Origin of the sequence: Paenibacillus sp. NRS-1782 (genome assembly GCF_050467685.1) — a bacterium.
In the GTDB taxonomy this organism is placed as follows: domain Bacteria; phylum Bacillota; class Bacilli; order Paenibacillales; family Paenibacillaceae; genus Paenibacillus; species Paenibacillus terrae_A.
On record NZ_JBITPH010000021.1, the window covers coordinates 1 to 20,132 of the forward strand.

The window sequence follows — 20,132 nt, forward strand, 5'->3', positions numbered from 1 at the left end:
TGGTTAATCAACAGGCGTGTTTAAGCATAATATTTCTTTTGATAGTTGGTTGAATAATAAAGTGAATATACAGTTAATTCATGACATTAGATATAAACTTGGGGTATTAAGTAACGAAAAAATTACTATTGAGAATAGCCTCAAAGGGTTTAAAACAGAAGAAGAAGTCCAAAAATCCAGAATATCCAAAAGTAAAGAATTTGAGCGTTTATTCCTAGGATATATTGATGATTTAGGTGTAAAGACCTTAAAGGAAGATAGATATATATCGTTATATAACATTTCAGCATTTCCTTCTCAAGGGGTTGAGCTTCATAAAACAGTACTTGCATATAACTTTGCTTTAAATAAATTAATAGAAAAGACTGATGGTATACATCGTTTTCCCTTTATGCTTGATGCAATTTTTAAGGAAGATATTGAGCAATCAAATAAAAATGCTATCATTGAGTTTATTGGGAAAAATAAACCGAATGATACTCAATTATTACTGTCAATTGCAGAAACTAAAGAAAATGAAAAAAGCATACATGAATATAATGAAAAATATTTTAATGGAATGGCTAAATTGATTTGTATAGGAGAAGGGGTAAGAGAACGCGCTTTTTTAACTCAATATGATGGTAGCATGGAAGTTTATTTAGATGAAACTCTGAATATTATTAATTGATAAGAGTAATTAATTTTGTGCTACTCGATCATTTAGTGGAACGACAGAGATGTCGTTCTTCTTTTTCATATTCTGCGCCTTCCCTCACCTTTTTGGGTAAACTAACCCTAGTGATGCCCAATGACAACTCACAAAGTACCCAATAGATTAGCCAAGGAAAAATCACCGTGTCTGCTGCAACACGCACATAATCCGGTGAACTGGTTTCCTTGGTCGGAAGAAGCTTTTGAAATCGCCAAGCGCGACAACAAATCTATCCTTTCTATTGTTTATAGCTAGTTATTGACCCACACGTACCTCTCATTGATGGGATGTTCGTGTGAAACAATTCTAGTAGAAATTACTGAATTTAACTTTCTTATTTGGAAAGTGATAGGATATATAATTAAGTAAAGAGTCTGAGCGATAAAGGAGAAATCCTTATTGTTCAGACTCTTTTTTCTTTTTATACCGAGAGATGTAAGACTAAAGAAAACTTCCGATTGAGCACTATAGTACATTTGCAAAATGTCTATCCTGCATAGCAGTACACCCTAAACACCACAGAAAGGGAGTATAGAAGAGCAACCTTTAAACACTTTCAAGTGTTAGGTAATAAGCTAGCAGGAGTCTTTTATCGTTTTATTGCATGCTTTGTTCCATAGGTCATCAACCGCCAAACCTTTTCTAAGGGTCCCATGGAAAAGAACTTGAACCAGATGGTGCTAAAATGATTTGAATAATATAGATCAGAACTGCGATGTAGAGAATATCTTTTGGTGAAACGACTTCGAGACCTATAATTGAAATGATTGCCGTCCCTATAATGCTTTGTGCTACATAATTTGTAAATGCCATTTGACCAACCCGTGATATGGGTGTTAGGAATTTCACAATGTGTTTGTTTTCTAATAGTAGAAATAATGTTGTTAAGTAAAACAAAGTGGTTGGAAGTGCTCCTAAGCCCGTAACTGAATTTAAATTGGTGCTCTCACTTTGAGAAGCATTCCAAATCCATAGTGAGAAACCAACGAATAAAAGAAATGATACCATTTGAATCCATCTAATTGGTTTAGATAATTCTTTTATGTGTGTCAGCCAACCTGACTTCGCGGTTAAAAAACCAGCAAAAAACATAATGAAAATTAGTGAAGCGTCATTAGAAAAAATATTAAGGATAGAGGATATTACCCCTAGAGAGGGTAAAAATATTTTTGCCACCAAGGAAATGATGTGAATGGATGTCATACCCATAAGCCACTTTTTAAGTGTAGAAACCGTTGTGTGATAAAAAGGGATTAGAAACAATCCGATAATGGCGTATGCGTATAGAATGGTTCCCCAAAAGATAAACACATGAATGAATCCCAGCAGCAAGAGCATTAGTAAACGTCTAGCCATACGCCATCTTGGTTTATCTCCCCGACTTTCGGCTCTTGAAGCGAAAATGTATAGACCTACTCCAAATAGGAATGAAAAAATAGATTCTTTCGCAAAAAATTCATTTCAGAATTTTGACATTTTGTTTTAGATAAAACAAAATAATATTGAAATAATATTTCAGAAATGTTATCCTTCGATTAGAAAGCGATTTCATATACGGAAAAGGATGATGATGAAAATCATGTTAGAGCATTTGACAACAGAGACTCGCAATAAGAAGACAATGAACTTGGATGAATTAACACCTCTTGAACTTTTGGAAGTGATGAATGAAGAAGACCAAAAGGTCGCACAGGCGGTTAAGCAAGAAATTCCGCAAATTTCCAAAGCTGTTGCAGTAATAACAATGGCGATCAAACAAGGTGGACGCTTAATTTACATGGGGGCTGGAACAAGTGGACGTATCGGCTTGCTAGATGCGGTTGAATGTCCACCGACCTTTGGAACAGCACCTGAAGAGGTAGTTGGACTAATTGCTGGAGGAGAGAGAGCGTTTATTAAAGCGGTCGAAGGTGCAGAGGACAATGAACAATTAGGGGCGCAAGATTTACAAGATATTAAGCTAACAGCCAAAGATGTTGTTGTAGGAATTGCCGCTAGCGGACGCACGCCTTATGTTATCGGTGGATTAGAATATGCCAATTCTATTGGAACGCCTACTGTAGCCGTGAGTTGCAACAAAGATTCAGCGATTGGTAAAGTTGCCAAGATTGCGATTGAAGTCGTGAACGGACCGGAAGTGTTAACTGGCTCAACACGTTTAAAAGCTGGGAGCTCTCAAAAATTAATTTGCAATATGCTTTCCACAGCTTCGATGATTGGCACGGGGAAAGTATATGGGAATTTAATGGTAGATGTACAGTTAACTAATGAAAAACTTGTAGAACGTGCTAAACGTATTGTTATGGATGCGACAGATTGTGATGCGGAAACAGCAGAAGATTATTTGAAAAAGGCAGATCATAAACCGAAAATTGCAATTGTGATGCTTCTTGCCGGGCTTTCGAAAGAAGCTTCTGTACAACGTTTGGAGGAATCACAAGGGTTTGTACGTCAAGCGATAAAATAATGCGAAAGTAAGAAGGGGGCATAAACATGAGTAAATATCATGATTTAGCTGTCAAAATATTAGGGGCTATTGGTGGCAGTTCAAATGTATCCGAATATACTCATTGCATGACTCGTCTTCGTGTAACTGTAGTTGATCGCAGTCGAATCGCTGAAGCGGAATTGAAGAAGATTGATGGGGTTCTAGGTGTAGTGGATGATGAAACGTATCAAATCATTCTCGGACCAGGGGTCGTGACCAAAGTAGCTGAAGAATTTGGTAAAGTGTTAGAAGGAAGTGTCTCAGAGGGTAAAAGTTCAGCTTCGGCTGAACAATTACAAGCAAAAGGCGCAGAAATGAAAGCACAACTCAAAAAGAAAAATGATACACCGTTCAAAAACTTTTTGCGGAAAATAGGAAATATTTTCATACCCCTAATTCCTGCATTCGTTGGAGCTGGTTTAATTGCGGGTATTGGCTCGATTCTAGCGAACAATATTACAGCAGGCAACTTAGACGCCACAACGTGGCAGCAATATGTAACGATATTAAATGTAATTAAAAATGCGATTTTTAGTTACTTAGTGATTTATGTCGGCATTAATGCAGCTAAAGAATTTGGAGCTACTCCTGCGCTTGGTGGAGTGATCGGTGGGGTAACGCTTTTAACAGGTGTTACAGCTGACTTGTCCATTAATAATATATTTACGGGTGCGCCTTTAACGCCTGGGCAAGGAGGAGTTATTGGTGTTCTAATCGCAGTATGGATTTTATCAATCGTTGAAAAATATTTGCGTAAAGTTATTCCAGATGCCGTTGATATTATCGTTACACCTACAATAGCCTTACTAGTCGTGGGGCTGATAACTATATTTTTCATCATGCCATTCGCTGGATTTATTTCTAATAACTTAATCGGAGCGATTAACTGGACGATAGAAGTTGGTGGTGCATTCTCAGGTTTTGTATTAGGGACAGCGTTTTTACCACTTGTTATGTTAGGGCTGCATCAGGTATTGACGCCGATTCATATTGAGATGATCAATAGCTCAGGGATGACGTTATTACTTCCGATGCTTGCTATGGCTGGTGCCGGTCAAGTAGGGGCATCCATTGCATTATGGATTCGTTGTAAGAAGAATAAATCATTAATAAACATGATTAAAGGTGCGCTTCCAGTTGGTATTCTAGGAATCGGCGAGCCATTGATCTATGGGGTTACTTTACCGCTAGGACGTCCTTTTATTACAGCTTGTATTGGCGGAGGTATTGGTGGTGCGGTCATTGGTTTATTTGGTAACGTTGGAGCGATTGCCATTGGGCCATCTGGAGTTGCGTTAATTCCATTGATTGCGAATGGATTATGGTTGAAATATGTAATAGGGTTAATTGCAGCTTATGCTGGTGGTTTTATAGCTACTTATTTATTCGGTACACCAAAAGAGGCAATGGCAGAACAGGAATAACTGATCAGAAATAAAAATATTGCGCCTATGCATACGAACAAGCGGCCATAAGGATCGATTACGGTCGATAATTATTTGTATGGCCGCTATGAACATGAGTTACAGATCACATCAACGGATCTGTCGGCACATGAGGGCGTTAATGTGATTACTCCCGTCTATTTTGTTACAATAAGTAAAATAGATTAAGTAGGGGAGATAAGGACTTGGTAGTAGGAAATATGATTTCTCAAATTGAACTAGTATTAAATGAACTGCCAGAATCCGAAAAAAAAGTAGCTGAGTACATTCTTGCAAATGCTAAAGAAGTGCTGCATATGACCATACATGAGTTAGCGACGAAAGCGGAGGCAAGTAGTGCGGCGGTAGTTCGTTTTTGCAGATCGCTGGGAATAGATGGTTTCCCTGCTCTGAAAATTCGTTTATCAGCGGAAGTAGAAAATACGCAGTATGTTGGCTTCTTTGATGTTGAATCGAATGAAACGGTGCATTCTATCATTGATAAAATGTTGTCGAACACAATACTGACCTTTCAGAATACGGCCAGTCAACTGGACGCGCAATCTATTGAGCAGGCAGTGAGCCTGTTACAGCAGGCAGAAGTTATTTATGCTTATGGGATAGGTGCCTCTTTTATTATTGCAGAAGATGCAGCACAAAAATGGCTTCGGCTTGGTAAAAATGTATATGCGATTTCAGATCGTCATTTATTAGCAGCGGCTATGGCTACGAAATCAGAGAACGCCGTCTTCTGGGGAATTTCGTACAGCGGTGAGACGAGAGAGGTTATTCAATTAATAAAGCGAGCTAAGGAGCAGGGGATAAAAACAATTAGCCTCACTCGTCCTGGTAATAACAAGCTCTCTCAGCTTGCCGATGTTTCATTATTTACATCACGTGCGCCAGAAGCACAGCTTCGTAGTGCGGCAACAAGCTCTAGATTTGCTCAATTATTTGTGCTCGATATTGTCTTTAGCGCATATGCTTCTGCTCAGCATGATTTTACTGTGGAGCAGCTAGCGAAGACAAGGCAAATGATTGAGGTTTTGTATGATTAATGTTGTAGGTTACAAAATTGATCAGATATTAAAGAGTTTGAGTATACAAATGGAGACTTTGCCAATCGTGATAAGGCTAAAGTCTTTTTGTGTTTTCAAAATATAAGAGCGATCTCCCGACAATCTGTATTCCTCCTCAAATCACTCCCCCACACAAAGGTTAAAATTTTATAAAAAAAGTTCAAAACCAGCAAAGACCTTTCCCGGCTTGGAATGATACCATGTGGTTGCACATAAAAAAAGGAGAGGCGTTCATCGCCACTCTATTGTAAGCGCTATCTAACATCTACTCTAATCAGCACTAAATGACCCGCATCACATGAGGAAAGGGGAGCTTCATATGAAAAAAGGAGCTGTTGTCGTCTGGCTTCTGGTTTTGGCCTTGATGCTTTCGGCCTGTAATTTGGCGGAGAGTGGAACGGGCAGCAAGGAAAAAGGCTATGTGGGCATTTCCATGCCGACCAAATCGTCCGAGCGTTGGGTAGGGGACGGAGAGAATATGGTCCGGCTGTTTCAGGAGCAAGGCTATAAAACAGATTTGCAGTACGCCGAGGACGTGGTCGAAAACCAGATCGCCCAAATCGAAAATATGATTACCAAGGGCGTGAATGTCATGGTGGTTGCTTCCGTGGATGGGAACACGCTGACGGATGTCATCCAGAAGGCGCACGACCGGGGAATTCAGGTCATTTCCTATGACCGTCTGATTCGGAACACGCCGTATCTGACGTATTATGCGACCTTCGACAACTTTCAGGTGGGCGTGCTACAGGCGGCGTATATTGAGAAAAAGCTGGGACTCCAGGAAGGCAAAGGCCCCTTCAATGTAGAACTGTTCGGCGGTTCACCGGATGACAACAACGCGTATTTTTTCTTTAACGGCGCGATGTCCGTCCTCAAGCCATACATTGATTCGGGAAAACTGGTTGTGCGCAGCAAGCAAATGACGATGTCGCAAATTGCTACGCTGCGGTGGGACGGAGCCTTGGCTCAGTCGCGGATGGATAATTTGCTGAGTGCCTACTATTCGGGAGCCAATCTGGACGCGGTGTTATCCCCGTATGATGGGATTAGCATCGGTATTATTTCATCCCTCAAAGGGGTTGGCTACGGATCAGCGAACAGGCCGCTGCCGATCATTACGGGGCAGGATGCGGAGCTGGCTTCGATCAAGTCGATTGTGGCCGGGGAGCAGACGCAAACCGTGTTCAAGGATACCCGCAAGCTGGCAGAGCAGACGGTTGTGATGGCCAACAGCATTTTACAGGGCAAACAAGCAGAAGTGAATGATGCCAAATCATATAACAACGGAATAAAGGTGGTTCCTGCTTATTTGCTTGACCCGATCTCGGTGGACCGGACGAATGTCGAGAAGGATATTGTGGGGAGTCATTATTACACCAAGGAGCAGATCGGACTGAAATAAGAGCAGGCTATTCAAACCGAAAGGAGTGTATCCCATGACTGGAATCATTTTGGAAATGAAGGGAATGACCAAGACCTTTCCCGGCGTGAAGGCGTTGGAAAATGTAAACCTCAAGGTCAAGGAAGGCGAGATCCATTCCCTGTGTGGTGAGAACGGTGCGGGCAAATCGACGCTGATGAAGGTACTGAGTGGTGTGTATCCGCATGGAACCTACGAAGGGGATATTGTTTTCCAGGGTAAAACATGCGAGTTCAAGGACATCAAGCAGAGCGAGGAATTAGGGATCGTCATTATCCATCAGGAGCTGGCGTTGATCCCGTATCTCTCGATTGCCGAAAATATTTATCTGGGCAACGAACGCGCCAGCGGCGGCGTGATTGATTGGAAAGAGACTTTTGTCGGCACCCGCGAGCTGCTGTCCAAGGTGGGTCTGAGCGAAAATCCCAATACCTTAGTTACGAACATCGGGGTCGGGAAGCAGCAGCTGGTTGAAATTGCAAAAGCGCTCTCTAAAAAGGTAAAGCTGCTCATTCTCGATGAACCGACAGCGGCGTTGAATGAGGACGACAGCGAAAACCTGCTAAATTTGATGCTGGAATTTAAAAGGCAGGGCATTTCCTGCATTCTCATCTCTCACAAGCTGAATGAGGTCGCCAAGGTATCCGATTCGATCACGATTTTGCGGGACGGGAAGACGATTGAGACGCTGGATATGAAAAAAGATCAGGTCACGGAGGACCGGATTATTAGCGGGATGGTTGGACGTGATCTGACCAGTCGTTACCCGGAGCGCCATGCGGAGATTGGCAAAGTCATTTTGGAAGTGAAGGACTGGACGGTGTATCACGAGCATCATGCGGAGCGCAAGGTGCTGGATCAGGTGAATTTGAACATCCGTCGAGGTGAAATTGTCGGCATTGCCGGACTGATGGGAGCGGGACGGACGGAGCTGGCGATGAGCATTTTCGGCAAATCGTATGGACGCAATATTTCCGGTCAACTGATCAAGGACGGCAAGCCGATCCAGAACAACACGGTAACAGACGCGATCAACAACGGTTTTGCCTATGTCACGGAGGATCGCAAGGAGTTTGGCCTTATTCTGATGGACGATATCAAGCGCAATATTTCGCTGACTGGCCTGAACAAGCTGACGAAGGGCGCTGTCGTCAATGAGCAGGAGGAAGTCGTTGTTGCTGAGGAAATGAAGAAGAGCATGAACATCAAAGCGCCGAGCATTTTACAGAAAACGGGCAATCTGAGCGGCGGCAATCAGCAGAAGGTGGTACTGAGCAAATGGATTTTTGCCGAGCCGGATATTCTGATTCTGGATGAGCCGACGCGCGGCATTGATGTGGGCGCCAAATATGAAATTTATACGATTATTCATCGACTTGCCGCCGAAGGCAAGGGTGTGCTGGTTATTTCGTCCGAGCTGCCAGAGGTACTGGGCTTGTGTGATCGGATGTACGTCATGAACGCCGGGCGGATTACCGGAGAGGTTAGCCGTGAGGACGCGTCGCAGGAAACATTGATGAGATATATGACCAAGTCGGGAGGCGTGAAGCATGGAAACCATAACTAAATTATTTAAAAATAACATCCGCCAATATGGCATGATGATTGCGCTGGTCGTCATTATGATCTTGTTCGAGGTACTGACGGGCGGTCTGCTGCTGAAGCCGATTAATATTACAAATCTGATTCTGCAAAACAGCTACATTCTCGTGCTCGCTATCGGGATGGTGCTGGTCATCATCACGGGGCATATTGATTTGTCTGTCGGCTCGATAGCCGCTTTTGTCGGTGCGGTTGCCGCCATCATGATGGTGGATTGGCAGCTTCCGGCGTGGATCGCCGTGATTGCATCTTTGGTAGTCGGAGCGCTAATCGGCGCATGGCAAGGGTTCTGGGTCGCCTATGTGCGGATTCCGGCGTTTATCGTTACGTTGGCGGGAATGCTGCTCTTTCGCGGCTTGACGATGATCGTGCTGAAAGGTCAATCCATCTCTCCTTTTCCGGGTGGCTTTCAGAAAATCAGTTCAGGCTTCCTGCCGGACTTTGCATCCTCAGGTTATAACCTGGTATCCATCATTGTGGGCATTGCGCTCACAGTTTGGTTTATCGTCAATGAGCTTCGCGAACGCCGTTCCCAGCTTAAATACGGTTTTGAGGTTCCGTCACAGACTCTATTTGTACTCAAGCTGATTGTGGTCGCTGCTGTCATCAATCTGTTCACCTTTATGCTGGCGAGTTATGCGGGGATTCCGAACATTCTCGTATTGCTGTTTATTCTGATCGTTGTATACTCCTTCGTCATGAACCGCACGATTATGGGCCGCCATGTGTATGCATTGGGTGGAAATGAAAAGGCAGCGGGTCTGTCCGGTGTCAAAACGAAAAAAGTAACGTTCTGGGTATTCGTGAACATGGGCGTGCTGGCCGCCATTTCCGGTCTAATCTTCGCTGCACGTCTGAACGCGGCTACTCCGAGAGCAGGCACGAACTTTGAGCTGGATGCCATCGCGGCTTGCTTTATCGGCGGGGCTTCCGCATCCGGTGGGATCGGAACCGTTTTTGGAGCGATTATCGGTGGTCTGGTCATGGGCGTACTGAATAACGGCATGTCCCTGATTGGTTTGGGTATTGACTGGCAGCAAGGTATCAAGGGTTTGGTGCTGCTGCTGGCGGTTGCCTTCGATATTTACAACAAAAACAAAAGATCAGCCTAAGCTTCATATTTCATGCTTGTACACCAAGAACCCCCAGTCCCACTTGAAATGTGGATGCTGGAGGTTCTTTATGGGTTCGTTTTTGAGGCTAGCGGTTCTTATTTATCAGACAAGCTTTCTCCATCTACCGGAATATGCACACGCTCACTCAGTCCTTCGTTGCGTATATGTTCGGATAGCTCAGTTCGGGTGAGCAGACAATGATTGATCGCCTCCATGTGGACAGCCACTACTTGTGTATATGGGGCGTATTGCGCAACCGTCGTCACATCCTGCGCAGTCATCGTAATTGGATCACCCACTGTGAACCGCGCTCCTCCGGCATTCACAATCGTCCACTCCGGATGGTACTTGTCGAGAGCTTCTGCCACTTCACTGCACCAGATTGTGTCCCCTGCCAAATAGACAACAGGCTCGCCCGGAGCCTGGAATACAAAGCCCGATACGGGGCCCATCTGTTCGCCGATTTCACCAGTACCATGATGCCCGGTTGTGCGGATGATCTCAATTTCTCCCACAGAACCAACCACCCAAATCGGAGTCACCTGCGTAAAACCGTCAGCGGCGATCTGATCTTCATTTCCGGGCTGGCAGAGGACAGGGAGCTGTTTGTCCAGCCATTGCGCTGCTGCCGGGTCCCAGTGATCCGGGTGCAAATGCGTAACGATAACAACGTCAGGCTGTCCGAGCGTTTCCCATTGTGGCGGCAAGGGAACCAACGGATTGCGACGGTCGTTCTCCGTATTCGGGATAGGCGGATTTACGCCAGGCTCGCTCAGCATCGGGTCGATCAGGAATTTTACTCCACCATATTCTAACCATAGGGTTGCATTGCGGATCAGTGTGATTTTCATATTTGGAATCTCCTTTTAGTTGGACAGATTAATTTGTAGCCGAATATGTTCGGCAGTTGTTTGTTTCTGTTACAATCATATCTGATGCAAGAAGCTACAGGCTACGGCCTGCTGAAAGGAAAACAAGAATTCTCGTTTCATCATGAAAGGAAATATGGCTATGGAACTATTCGTACCCGATGACACTGATCTGCGCATTCTTCATCATCTGGTTGAGGACAGCTCTTTATCACACAAGGAAATCGGTCTGCTTGTACATCTTACGGGCCAAGCGGTAGGAGCGCGTGTTCGAAAAATGCAGGATGCGGGCATCATCGAAGGCTATACTCTACGCTGGAATCCTGAAAAAATGGGGCAGACCATTCATGCCTTTATTACGGTGTTTTTGAATTCGGGAACCGTTCATAGTGCTTTTCAGGCATTCGCACGGAAGCATCCCTCTATTATTGAGATTCATCGGGTTAGTGGGGAGGGCTGTTACTGGATGCGCTTGCGCATGTCCTCACAGGAAGAGCTGAATACCATGCTTGATGAACTGACGCAGTACGGCAATTACAAGCTAAGCTTTTCATTAGGAGAACTAAAATGATTTAAGCTCCCGGTGCTGCTGGGAGCTTTTTTGTTAGAAAGGACGCAAGGGAGTTAGCTATGCAGGCTCATTTTTAAAATATGCTGCAAGCCGTGCGATCCCATCTTGGTGTCGCTCTCATCCTTAAAGCCGCATTGGAGATACAGACTTTGAGCAGGCAGATTACGGGCGTTGACACCCAGCACGACTTCACGAATATTCGGGAAATGCCTGGAGATAAAATGTGGCAGTAGAAGCAGCCCTTTTTTGGCGTACCCTTGTCCCTGATCTGTGTAATGGATAGAGAAGGCATGCAGCAGCAGAGCTTCGGTAGTATTCGTATAATCCGCTAACTCATCTCCATCGTACAAAATGAAAAATCCAACGGGTCTTCCGGCAGCCGTAATCACGATAGCTGAGGCGGGTAAAATACTATACAGAAAGCGCCGTATTTTGATGCGTTTGGTGGAAGAAGAGAGCTGACTGGATGATTCGGGATACAAGAGGGGATGTTTCTTGGCTTACTAGGGGAATCAGGTTAGGCAATTACAAAGGTGTGAAGCGGCCGGGATGGCCGCCACACGCTTGCCTGTTACACGTCGGCTCCGTTTTCTTCCGCCCAGCGGTTCAGGGTTTTATCTGTAGGAAGCAGGAACGTTAAAATGCCTAGCAACGGCAAAAAGCCACACAGGAACATGATGTTCGTGATGCCTACTTTGTCGATCCAGTTGCCGAGCACAAGCGCACCTACCCCACCAAGGCCAAAAGCGAGGCCCGTGATCAGACCGGAGACGGTTCCGATTTTGCCGGGTACGAGCATTTGAGCATATACGACCGTAATCGAAAAGCTCGACAGCATGATAAATCCGATAATCGGCAACAGGATAGCCGTCCAGAATTGGTTGGCGTAAGGCAACAATAGCGCGAGAGGCGCAGCCAATACCATGGACAGGAAAATCATATTGCGTTTACCAAAACGGTCCGCCAGTGGACCGCCAAAGAAGGTGCCAAGCGCTCCAGCTCCTAAAAACAGGAAAATGTACAATTGTGCATCAGCCAGTGGCATTTTAAACACTTCCATCAGGTAAAACGAATAGTAGCTTCCGACCGAGGTCGAATACCACGAACGGACAAATACCAGCAGAATGAGAACAACCATCGCAAACATAATACGGTTGCGTACTTCGGGCTTCATCTGGCGTGCCGCCGCTTTTTTACGTGCATAGCCTTCTGTACGCAGGACGTTACCATACCAGCGGGCGATGAACGACTGAACCACAATCCCGGCCGCAGCAATACCTGTGAACCAGATGGCGCCAAATTGCCCCAATGGGATAAAGATCCAGCTCGTAAGCATGGGTGCCAGCGATTGGCCCGCATTGCCGCCAACCTGGAAAATGGACTGAGCCAGCCCCCGACGTGGCCCGGCCGCCATATGGGATACACGCGAGCCTTCCGGGTGAAAGGCAGCCGAGCCCAGACCCACGAAGATGACCGCGATGAGCACTGCTTTATAATCGGCAGCATAGGCGAGCAGCAGCATGCCTGTCAGCGTAAAGCCCATGCCGATCGGAAGGATCGCGGGCGTAGGTCTCTTATCCGAAAACAAGCCAATGACTGGCTGCATGATCGAAGCTGTAAAATTGATGGTGAATGAAATCCAGCCGATCTGCGTGTAGCTCAGGCTCATGGATTCTTTTAAGATCGGAAAGATCGCAGGAATGACCGATTGAATCGAGTCATTGAACAGATGGACGAAGCTGATGGCAATCAGAATCGCAAAAACGGTGCCCTTCGCTTGAGGTCCCGGCAGGGGGAGCGATTGGCCCGCTTCTTTTTTTGTAGCAGATTTAGTAGTCATGGCAACCTCCGATTATGTATGTATATTTTAAGATATAGGAAGCGATCCGTTTGCAGCAAATGGCTGAAAGGGGCATAAAGGCCGCTTTTACTCGGTGGTTCTTTCCCATCCTGCTGCATACTCGCAATTGCATGATTTAGCTAAAGGTGGTCTGCATATAGGCAGATTGAAACCGATAGCTTCAAAATGGTAAAGAACCTACCCTCTATTTAGCCTGGAGAGCAGATCCTTTTCATATGTTGCCTAGGCTTGCTTTTTCATCCATTCGACCAATCCATATAATCGAGCCCAAAGATTTTCATGAGAATCCACATACTGAACGGCATCATTTATATCGCCGGGTGTCATGTACTGGGGTTGTGTTGAAGGCAAAGTTTTTTTCCCAAGCAGATAGGCCGGGACATGGCGATTTTGTTTACGAGCCAGCTTATACAAAAAAGTCAGATTCGCAGTTTCTCCATTTTGAAGGTACTCCAGAGCCAGTTTACCGTATTTAAATTCCGTTGACCCTTCATTTGCATAGGATTGCAGTAGCTGTTCTGCTTGATCGAAGCGTTCTAATTCCAAATAACAAAGAAGCAGGCTATACCGAATCCCCTGATTATCATTGGGATTTAATTCTAGTAATTGCTCATATTGTTCACACGCGGCACTAATTCTGCCTGATGTATACACCAGTTTGGCATACAACTCCTTCGAGCGCATGTAGGGGCGAGTCTCGACCATCCCCCAGAAATATTCTTTGTTTTGCACAAAAAAGTCCTCACCCAGTTCATCTCGGGCATATGTCATAGCAGAATTGGCCAGCTTAATGGCTTCTGAAATATCTGTTGCTAGTTTTGAAAGTATAAGCAAAGCATCTACATTGTTAGGATCAAGCTCTTGCGCTTGGCTGACGAGTTTCTTTTTCTTGGCAAGGGAAGTTTCTGATTCAGCCCTGATTATCAGTTCGTAGGCCTTTTCCTCCAAGCTTATTGGAGAATCGTTTCTCAATAATTCAGAGTTGTTTAATTGCAAAGCCAGAAAATTCTGAGCATCCTCAAGGCCTTCATGATCCTGGGATTCCATTAATTTCTGAATTTTTCTCAGCATTTTTTCATGTTCGAGTTCGGAATAAGTGGTCATCTCTTCAACTTTGTTAGACGAGGTCAGAGCTGCCAGATTATCATTTTCCGTCCCATATTCTTCAAAAAAATCCTCCAATTTTCGCAAATTATTAGACAGACTGGATACGGAGACTCCATGCTTGGTTGCGAGATCAGCTTGAGTAACCAGCATGCCAAATTCAGTTAGAAAAAAATACTCAAGAGCAGCTTTATAACCTCCAGGTTTACGGAAAGATGGGCTGTTTAAGTTACAGAAGTTATTCCAGAGCAGTAATGTCTCCATAAGGCATCCACGTACGATTTGGGATTTTAAGTTATTTTCCGCATAAAGGGCCATAAAAAGCTCGTCAGCCAGTTGATATTGTGCTTCTGTTGGCCAGTTCAGTTTGCCTATAAGCTTTCTGAATTTTTGTGGTGATTCTGTGTGTTCAATTCTTTCCTGCCACTGAGTGCTGTTTCCTGATTCCTGATTTGCAAAGGAGCTGTGCTGTTCCCGCTGCGCTTGTTGATCCTGGTCTAAACAGCATTTCTTATACTTTTTACCACTGCCGCAATGACAGAGATCATTCCTTCCTAATTGTGTCAATCCAAAACACCCCTCATAAAAGTTTCATACTGATAAAGATATCAGTATAGCCGCTTCTTTTCAAAGGGAGGAAGTTTTCTGGAGTGGATGATCATGTACATAAGCAAAAATAAATTAACAAAACCATGCTCCTCATTTAACAAACTAAAGATATGATTCTTTATATCATACAACTTGTTGTATAGGTGATAGCTTTGTAGAGAACGCATGAAGAGCACAAGAGAGGATATGATTTGAGAATGAAATTGTTAAGGAAACCATTATCAGTTGCTTTATTGTCTGTACCCTTACTTATAGGTTCCCTGGGTGGAAGTTATGCGAGTGCGGCAACCCTACCCACAACGGTAACTGCGCCAGAGCCGTCTTGGGGATATTTCGTAGATCATTACAAAAATAATAATTCTAGTAATAAGACGGAAAGTTCAAATCCGACACTCGGGTTGCTTTCCGGATTTAATAAGCTTTGGACTCCCGGCACCACCTGGGATACAGGTACCAAGCTGAACAGCAGCGTACTGGACGCCAATATTCAAAAAGTTATTGATATTGCTGCTCGCCGTACTTCCAGTGAGGCAGATGCGGCTTATTTGGATGATCGCAGAAATCAGAGCTACAGTGTGATCGACGGTCTGGGTTCGCTTACCGATATATATCGAAAGAATGCAGGGGCAACTACAACAATCAATGACATTCCGGCAGATGCCTTGACTAAAAAATATGAAGATGCTGGAACCAATGCAGGCAGTACGAGCTCCACTTTAGGTAATATCGTGAATTTAGTCAATACCTTGCGTGGTGATTACTCTTCGACAAGCTCGGCCAAGGCTTATTTTAGCTATCCTCGTCCATTTCGCTGGAGCGATAATTCAGTCGTGGTTCCAACCCTGCTGCCCGCGCAAAATTCTGATCCGAGCAAGGATGGCGGCTTTCCTAGCGGTCATACCAATGCCGCGTATCTTAGCGCTATTGCGATGGCCTATGCCGTACCAGAGCGTTACCAGGAGCTGCTGACACGAGCTTCGGAGCTGGGCAACAACCGTATTGTTGCCGGTATGCATTCGCCATTTGATGTTATGGGAGGGCGTGTCATGGCAACTGCGACGGCGGCTGCCATCCTGTCTGATCCGGCCAATAGCAGTTTAAAGAAAGCAGCTTATCAGGATGCTCACAGTACATTGTTAACGCAAACGGGTACAGCCTCGGATCGGTTTAGCAATTATTCTGCCAATAAAAAAAGCTATACTGAACGATTGACCTACGGATTTAGTCCAATGAATCCAACCACGACTGCAATGACGGTGCCTAAGGGAGCTGAGGTGCTGCTGGAAACACGTCTGCCTTACCTGGACAGCACACAACGCCGTTGGGTTTTGGCTACTACAGGTCTACCTTCCGGCTATCCTGTACTGGATGATGCTGAGGGATGGGGACGACTGGATCTCTTTTCCGCCGCAGATGGTTATGGGGCTTTTGCCAATAACGTTACCGTGACCATGGACGCTTCCAAAGGCGGTTTCAATGCTTTGGATCGCTGGCGCAACAATATCTCCGGCGTTGGAAAGCTGACCAAAAAGGGAACAGGTACATTGAAGCTGCTGGGCAACAATACGTATTCCGGCGGTACACAGCTCGACCAAGGCAGACTTGAGGGGAATTCGGAGACGGCATTCGGAAATGGGGATGTTACGAACAACGGGGGTACCCTCACTGAAAATGTTGCTGGCAAGCTGATCATCGGCGGCAATTACAAACAATCTGCCAAGGGCACGCTTGAGCTCAACCTTCAGAGTAAAAATGATTTGCTCAAAATTAAAGGCACTGCAATACCTAATGGGAAATTGCGTCTGAATTTTTCAAACAAATATGTACCAGCTAACGGTGCCACGATCATGACTTATGGTAAACGAAATGGAGCATTTACATCCATTGAAACCACAGGATTGCCAAGCAAGTACAAAGTGAAGGTTGTCTATAAAGCTGACAGTATTCAGTTAAAAGTTACAAAGTAACAAAGTAACAAACTCGGAATACAACAATTAAAGTGCACCTTTAGAATTCATCGGATAACGGAAGGGTTATTCCCATGTCAATTCTAAGGGTGCACTTTACTGTTTAATGATGTGGATATTAGGTTTTAAATATCTTTACAATAGCAAATCATTGGTAGTGAAATTTCGTAAAATGTTAACGGTTATCTACCGTCTCCGGGTACATATCATGGTTGAATAGGCGTTGTTGTGCCATTTCCTCATACTTCGTTCCTGGTTTGCCGTGGTTTGTATATGGATCAATGGAGATGCCACCGCGCGGCGTAAACTTGCCCCACACTTCGATATAACGCGGGTCCATCAGCTTGATTAAGTCGTTCATGATGATGTTGACGCAGTCCTCATGGAAATCGCCGTGGTTGCGGAAGCTGAAAAGGTACAGCTTGAGGGACTTACTTTCGACCATTTTGATATCGGGAATGTAGCTGATGTAGAGGGTGGCAAAATCCGGCTGTCCTGTAATTGGACACAGGCTGGTGAACTCCGGGCAATTAAACTTTACAAAATAGTCACGGTACGGATGCTTATTATCAAAGCTTTCCAGAATGGCGGGATCATAGGCAAAGGTGTATTGGGTGCCTTGATTGCCAAGCAGGGTAACGTCGGTCATTTCTTCGGGTGTTCTTCCGGTCATAGTGGTGAGGCTCCTTAAGTTTAGTTATTTTAGTGAAAAGGATAGGGAGTTATGGAGGTTCGGTTAGGTGACGCTCCGCGAAGGATTTGAGCTTCCGATCGCTGTTGAAATGGGATTCTTTCTGATCATGTGAAAGATATATAGGTTAGAATCCCATTTCAAAGGCGAACGCTAACGCTTCTCCAGCTTCAAATCCTCCGCTCCGCTGCCGACCACTGTCAACACCATAAAGTCCCTACTCGTTTACATGAGGTTGGGCAGAAGTGAATAAAGCTCGCTCCTTTATTAAAGGAGCGCCACTTTGAGAAAGCCCGCCTTTAGAGACGAGGCTTTCTCTTTTTTATAACTTTGGATGTCGAAGGTATAATCCAACGAATTGGGTGTAACTTTTGTATCACATACAGCTCATATGGAATATATTACTTATCAGTGCTTATACGCCGCGTTTGTTGCCCCATACGAGGGTGTGGAGCTGCGGGAGTACCCGTACGTCATTCAGACGTGAATCGTCCATGACACGGTCAATAAGCCATTCATAACGATGCAATAGGGATTCCGCAATCTGTCCGGTGTTCTCTGTGTTCACATCTGGGTTGCCAGTCTGGAGGAACAGCGGTATATGTGGATAGCGCTCGTGAACGGTGCGTGCATATGCGAGATCAATGTCATCGAATATGACGACCTTCAAGCTGCATGCTCCGTGGTAGCAGCTCACTGATTCATTAGCGGCTTCCTTCGTGCGCGTTGCGGTAGAGAAGCTGGACACTGACGAGGGCTCTCCAGCCGCCTTCCAATCAGTAATCTTCCGATTCGACAGGCGGGCTACGATGTCATCCAGCACGTCCCAGTTGGTCGTCATACCAGAGCTGGGCGGCTTGGGCGACAGGGTTACCTCGTCGATATCATACAGCCATTCCTGCCAGCGGGAGCCTTGTGTTTCGACAGCGGTGGCAATGCCTTGGCTGCGCAGCAGCGTGATTAGCTCTCCAAGCTGCGGCAACAGGGCCGGGTTGCCCCCGGATAGGGTCACATGTGAAAACCGTGTGCCACCGATGGCCTGAAGCTCCTGCCAAATGTCTGTGGCGCTGAGACGACGGATCTGATCCTTGGCGCTGCCGTCCCAGGTAAAGGCGGAATCGCACCATGAGCAGTGGTAATCGCAGCCTGCGGTACGAACAAACATCGTTTTGCGCCCAATGACCATGCCTTCGCCCTGAACGGTAGGACCAAACACCTCCAATACAGGGATCGGGGCTGTTTTTGGGCCCCGGGAAGGTGCGGCTGTTTGGTGAGTCGCCGTAGTATTACTCATCCAGCATCCACTCCCGTCGGAATTCGGCATAGCTGGTAGGTGTCTCGAACAGCCGTACAAATTCAGTGCGCCCGCCTTCCACACGATGGTGGTATGCTTCCGAGGTTAGGGCAGACTCCATTTGTTCGAAGATCCAGACGACCATATTTTCCGCCGTTGTATTCATCGGGGGCAGCGTCTCATTCAGATAGCGGTGATCCAGATAAGGCTCAATCTGCTCCTTCCAGATCGTTTTGATATCACCAAAATCAAGGGTCAGACCGGTTTCGTCCGGTATGCCGCTAATGCCGAAAACGACGATATAAGTATGTCCGTGCAGATTTTTGCATTTGCCTTCGTAGCAGTGCAAATGGTGTGCTGCATCGAACGTAAATTGCTTGCTGACCAGTACACGTTTGCGATGATAACGCAGCTGGGAGCGTTCAATGTCCGTCCCAAACTGCTGGAGCTTGTCGACGATACGAAAGGGGCCCGGCTCACGCATGGCCTTCAACTCCTGGCGACGAAGCTCCGCGTATAGCCAGATACTGTTCCAGCCCGGCGCGGCGCAGTTTACAGGCAGGGCATTCGCCACAGCCATCGCCAATAACGCCGTTATAGCATGTTAGTGTACGGGTTCTCACAAATTCAAAGGCTTCCAGCTCATCGGCCATTTGCCAGGTTTCGGCCTTATTCAACCACATGAGCGGGGTATGAATGACAAAGGGATAGTCCATGGAAAGATGTAAAGTAACGTTCAGCGATTTGATAAAAGAATCCCGGCAATCGGGGTAGCCGCTAAAATCCGTCTCGCAGACGCCTGTGATCATGTGACGGGCTCCTTTTTGTTTGGCGAGCACGGCTGCGAAGCTGAGGAATAGCAGGTTGCGACCGTCTACAAAGGTGCTGGGCAGCTCGCCTTCCTGCTGAGTAATGTCAATGTCGGTGCGTGTGAGGGCATTGGGGGCTAATTGATTGAGCAGGCTCATATCCAGTACCGATTGCGGAACACCCAGCTCGTGGGCAATCCCGGCCGCTACTTCGATTTCCTGCTTGTGGCGTTGACCGTAATCGAACGTCACCGTTTCTACTTCGGCAAAATGTTTTTTCGCCCAGAATAAACAGGTGGTGCTGTCTTGGCCGCCGCTAAATACGACGACCGCTTTTTCGTTGGCAAACATAAAAAAACCTCTCGATCTTCTTGGAATGGTGTAAGACACAGCGTCTTGTCACTTGGAAGAAGGAGAGTTCTTGAACCAGCTTCAACAAAAAACAGGCCTGGCCCCGCGATTATTTTTTCATGCGGAGGACAAAGCATCGTTAGTTTTTTATAGAGGGAGTTCGCGAACCTCTCCCATGCAT

General features: G+C 45.7%; 18 protein-coding genes, 2 pseudogenes and 1 riboswitch. Of the genes and pseudogenes, 11 read left to right on the forward strand and 9 right to left on the reverse strand.

The annotated features are described in order from the left end of the window. Nucleotides 1–16 precede the first annotated feature (16 nt). Nucleotides 17–670, forward strand: coding sequence for a hypothetical protein (locus ACIFQM_RS09020; RefSeq protein WP_430065325.1), 654 nt, complete (start codon nt 17–19; stop codon nt 668–670). A 120-nt stretch (nt 671–790) separates the two neighbouring features. Then, nucleotides 791–946, forward strand: a pseudogene (locus ACIFQM_RS09025) (DUF255 domain-containing protein); the annotation flags it as partial. Nucleotides 947–1,283: 337 nt separating this feature from the next. Here the strand turns inward: ACIFQM_RS09025 and ACIFQM_RS09030 are convergent. Beyond that, nucleotides 1,284–2,050, reverse strand: a pseudogene (locus ACIFQM_RS09030) (DUF418 domain-containing protein). 223 nt (nt 2,051–2,273) lie between these two features. On the opposite strand from ACIFQM_RS09030, the gene murQ reads away from it, so the two are divergent. The 7 genes from murQ to mmsB all read left to right on the forward strand — a co-directional run bounded on the left by murQ (nt 2,274) and on the right by mmsB (nt 9,822). Continuing rightward, nucleotides 2,274–3,161 carry an N-acetylmuramic acid 6-phosphate etherase gene (gene murQ / locus ACIFQM_RS09035; protein WP_430037135.1) on the forward strand — a complete coding sequence of 296 codons (888 nt, stop codon included), beginning with the start codon at nt 2,274–2,276 and terminating at the stop codon, nt 3,159–3,161. Between the two features lie 26 nt (nt 3,162–3,187). Further along, nucleotides 3,188–4,606, forward strand: coding sequence for a PTS transporter subunit EIIC (locus ACIFQM_RS09040; RefSeq protein WP_430037138.1), 1,419 nt, complete (start codon nt 3,188–3,190; stop codon nt 4,604–4,606). A 57-nt stretch (nt 4,607–4,663) separates the two neighbouring features. Continuing rightward, the gene (locus tag ACIFQM_RS09045) at nt 4,664–4,795 is read left to right on the forward strand and encodes a phospho-sugar glycosidase domain-containing protein (RefSeq protein WP_430037391.1); all 132 of its coding nucleotides are present in this window, start codon (nt 4,664–4,666) and stop codon (nt 4,793–4,795) included. 32 nt (nt 4,796–4,827) lie between these two features. Then, nucleotides 4,828–5,664 (forward strand): MurR/RpiR family transcriptional regulator, encoded by an 837-nt coding sequence (locus ACIFQM_RS09050; RefSeq protein WP_430037393.1) that lies wholly within the window; start codon nt 4,828–4,830, stop codon nt 5,662–5,664. A 340-nt stretch (nt 5,665–6,004) separates the two neighbouring features. Further along, nucleotides 6,005–7,090: a multiple monosaccharide ABC transporter substrate-binding protein gene (gene chvE, locus ACIFQM_RS09055; RefSeq protein ID WP_430037140.1), complete on the forward strand. Its 1,086-nt coding sequence runs from the start codon at nt 6,005–6,007 to the stop codon at nt 7,088–7,090. A 34-nt stretch (nt 7,091–7,124) separates the two neighbouring features. Further along, nucleotides 7,125–8,675 carry a multiple monosaccharide ABC transporter ATP-binding protein gene (gene mmsA / locus ACIFQM_RS09060; protein WP_430065327.1) on the forward strand — a complete coding sequence of 517 codons (1,551 nt, stop codon included), beginning with the start codon at nt 7,125–7,127 and terminating at the stop codon, nt 8,673–8,675. Further along, a complete protein-coding gene (gene mmsB, locus ACIFQM_RS09065) occupies nt 8,659–9,822 on the forward strand; it encodes a multiple monosaccharide ABC transporter permease (protein WP_430037145.1) in 1,164 nt (387 codons plus the stop codon). The genes mmsA and mmsB overlap by 17 nt, the downstream gene beginning before the upstream one ends. Nucleotides 9,823–9,920: 98 nt before the next feature. Here mmsB and ACIFQM_RS09070 read toward each other — a convergent pair whose 3' ends face one another. Then, nucleotides 9,921–10,676, reverse strand: coding sequence for an MBL fold metallo-hydrolase (locus ACIFQM_RS09070; protein ID WP_430037147.1), 756 nt, complete (start codon nt 10,674–10,676; stop codon nt 9,921–9,923). A gap of 160 nt (nt 10,677–10,836) precedes the next feature. Between ACIFQM_RS09070 and ACIFQM_RS09075 the strand changes: the two genes are divergently transcribed. Next, on the forward strand, nt 10,837–11,265 hold the full coding sequence (locus ACIFQM_RS09075) for an Lrp/AsnC family transcriptional regulator (RefSeq protein ID WP_430037149.1): 429 nt from the start codon (nt 10,837–10,839) through the stop codon (nt 11,263–11,265). Nucleotides 11,266–11,318: 53 nt separating this feature from the next. Here the strand turns inward: ACIFQM_RS09075 and ACIFQM_RS09080 are convergent, their stop codons facing one another. The 3 genes from ACIFQM_RS09080 to ACIFQM_RS09090 form a co-directional block, all read right to left on the reverse strand. Next, entirely contained in the window at nt 11,319–11,702 is a 384-nt protein-coding gene (locus ACIFQM_RS09080; RefSeq protein WP_430037395.1) for a GNAT family N-acetyltransferase, read from the reverse strand. Nucleotides 11,703–11,836: 134 nt separating this feature from the next. After that, on the reverse strand, nt 11,837–13,105 hold the full coding sequence (locus ACIFQM_RS09085) for an MFS transporter (protein ID WP_430037152.1): 1,269 nt from the start codon (nt 13,103–13,105) through the stop codon (nt 11,837–11,839). 243 nt (nt 13,106–13,348) lie between these two features. Then, nucleotides 13,349–14,797 (reverse strand): SEC-C metal-binding domain-containing protein, encoded by a 1,449-nt coding sequence (locus ACIFQM_RS09090; protein ID WP_430037154.1) that lies wholly within the window; start codon nt 14,795–14,797, stop codon nt 13,349–13,351. A gap of 239 nt (nt 14,798–15,036) precedes the next feature. Here ACIFQM_RS09090 and ACIFQM_RS09095 point away from each other — a divergent pair, with 239 nt between their 5' ends. Next, nucleotides 15,037–16,806: a phosphatase PAP2 family protein gene (locus ACIFQM_RS09095; RefSeq protein WP_430037157.1), complete on the forward strand. Its 1,770-nt coding sequence runs from the start codon at nt 15,037–15,039 to the stop codon at nt 16,804–16,806. A 175-nt stretch (nt 16,807–16,981) separates the two neighbouring features. On the opposite strand, the gene queF is transcribed toward ACIFQM_RS09095, so the two are convergent. The 4 genes from queF to queC form a co-directional block, all read right to left on the reverse strand. Next, nucleotides 16,982–17,479 (reverse strand): preQ(1) synthase, encoded by a 498-nt coding sequence (queF, locus tag ACIFQM_RS09100; protein WP_430037159.1) that lies wholly within the window; start codon nt 17,477–17,479, stop codon nt 16,982–16,984. A 433-nt stretch (nt 17,480–17,912) separates the two neighbouring features. Next, nucleotides 17,913–18,791 (reverse strand): 7-carboxy-7-deazaguanine synthase QueE, encoded by an 879-nt coding sequence (queE, locus tag ACIFQM_RS09105; protein ID WP_430037161.1) that lies wholly within the window; start codon nt 18,789–18,791, stop codon nt 17,913–17,915. Then, nucleotides 18,784–19,275 carry a 6-carboxytetrahydropterin synthase QueD gene (gene queD / locus ACIFQM_RS09110; protein WP_430037163.1) on the reverse strand — a complete coding sequence of 164 codons (492 nt, stop codon included), beginning with the start codon at nt 19,273–19,275 and terminating at the stop codon, nt 18,784–18,786. Before queD ends, queE begins: the two co-directional genes overlap by 8 nt. Continuing rightward, nucleotides 19,268–19,951: a 7-cyano-7-deazaguanine synthase QueC gene (gene queC, locus ACIFQM_RS09115; RefSeq protein ID WP_430045717.1), complete on the reverse strand. Its 684-nt coding sequence runs from the start codon at nt 19,949–19,951 to the stop codon at nt 19,268–19,270. Before queC ends, queD begins: the two co-directional genes overlap by 8 nt. A gap of 133 nt (nt 19,952–20,084) precedes the next feature. After that, nucleotides 20,085–20,128, reverse strand: a riboswitch (PreQ1 riboswitch). Nucleotides 20,129–20,132: the final 4 nt, after the last annotated feature.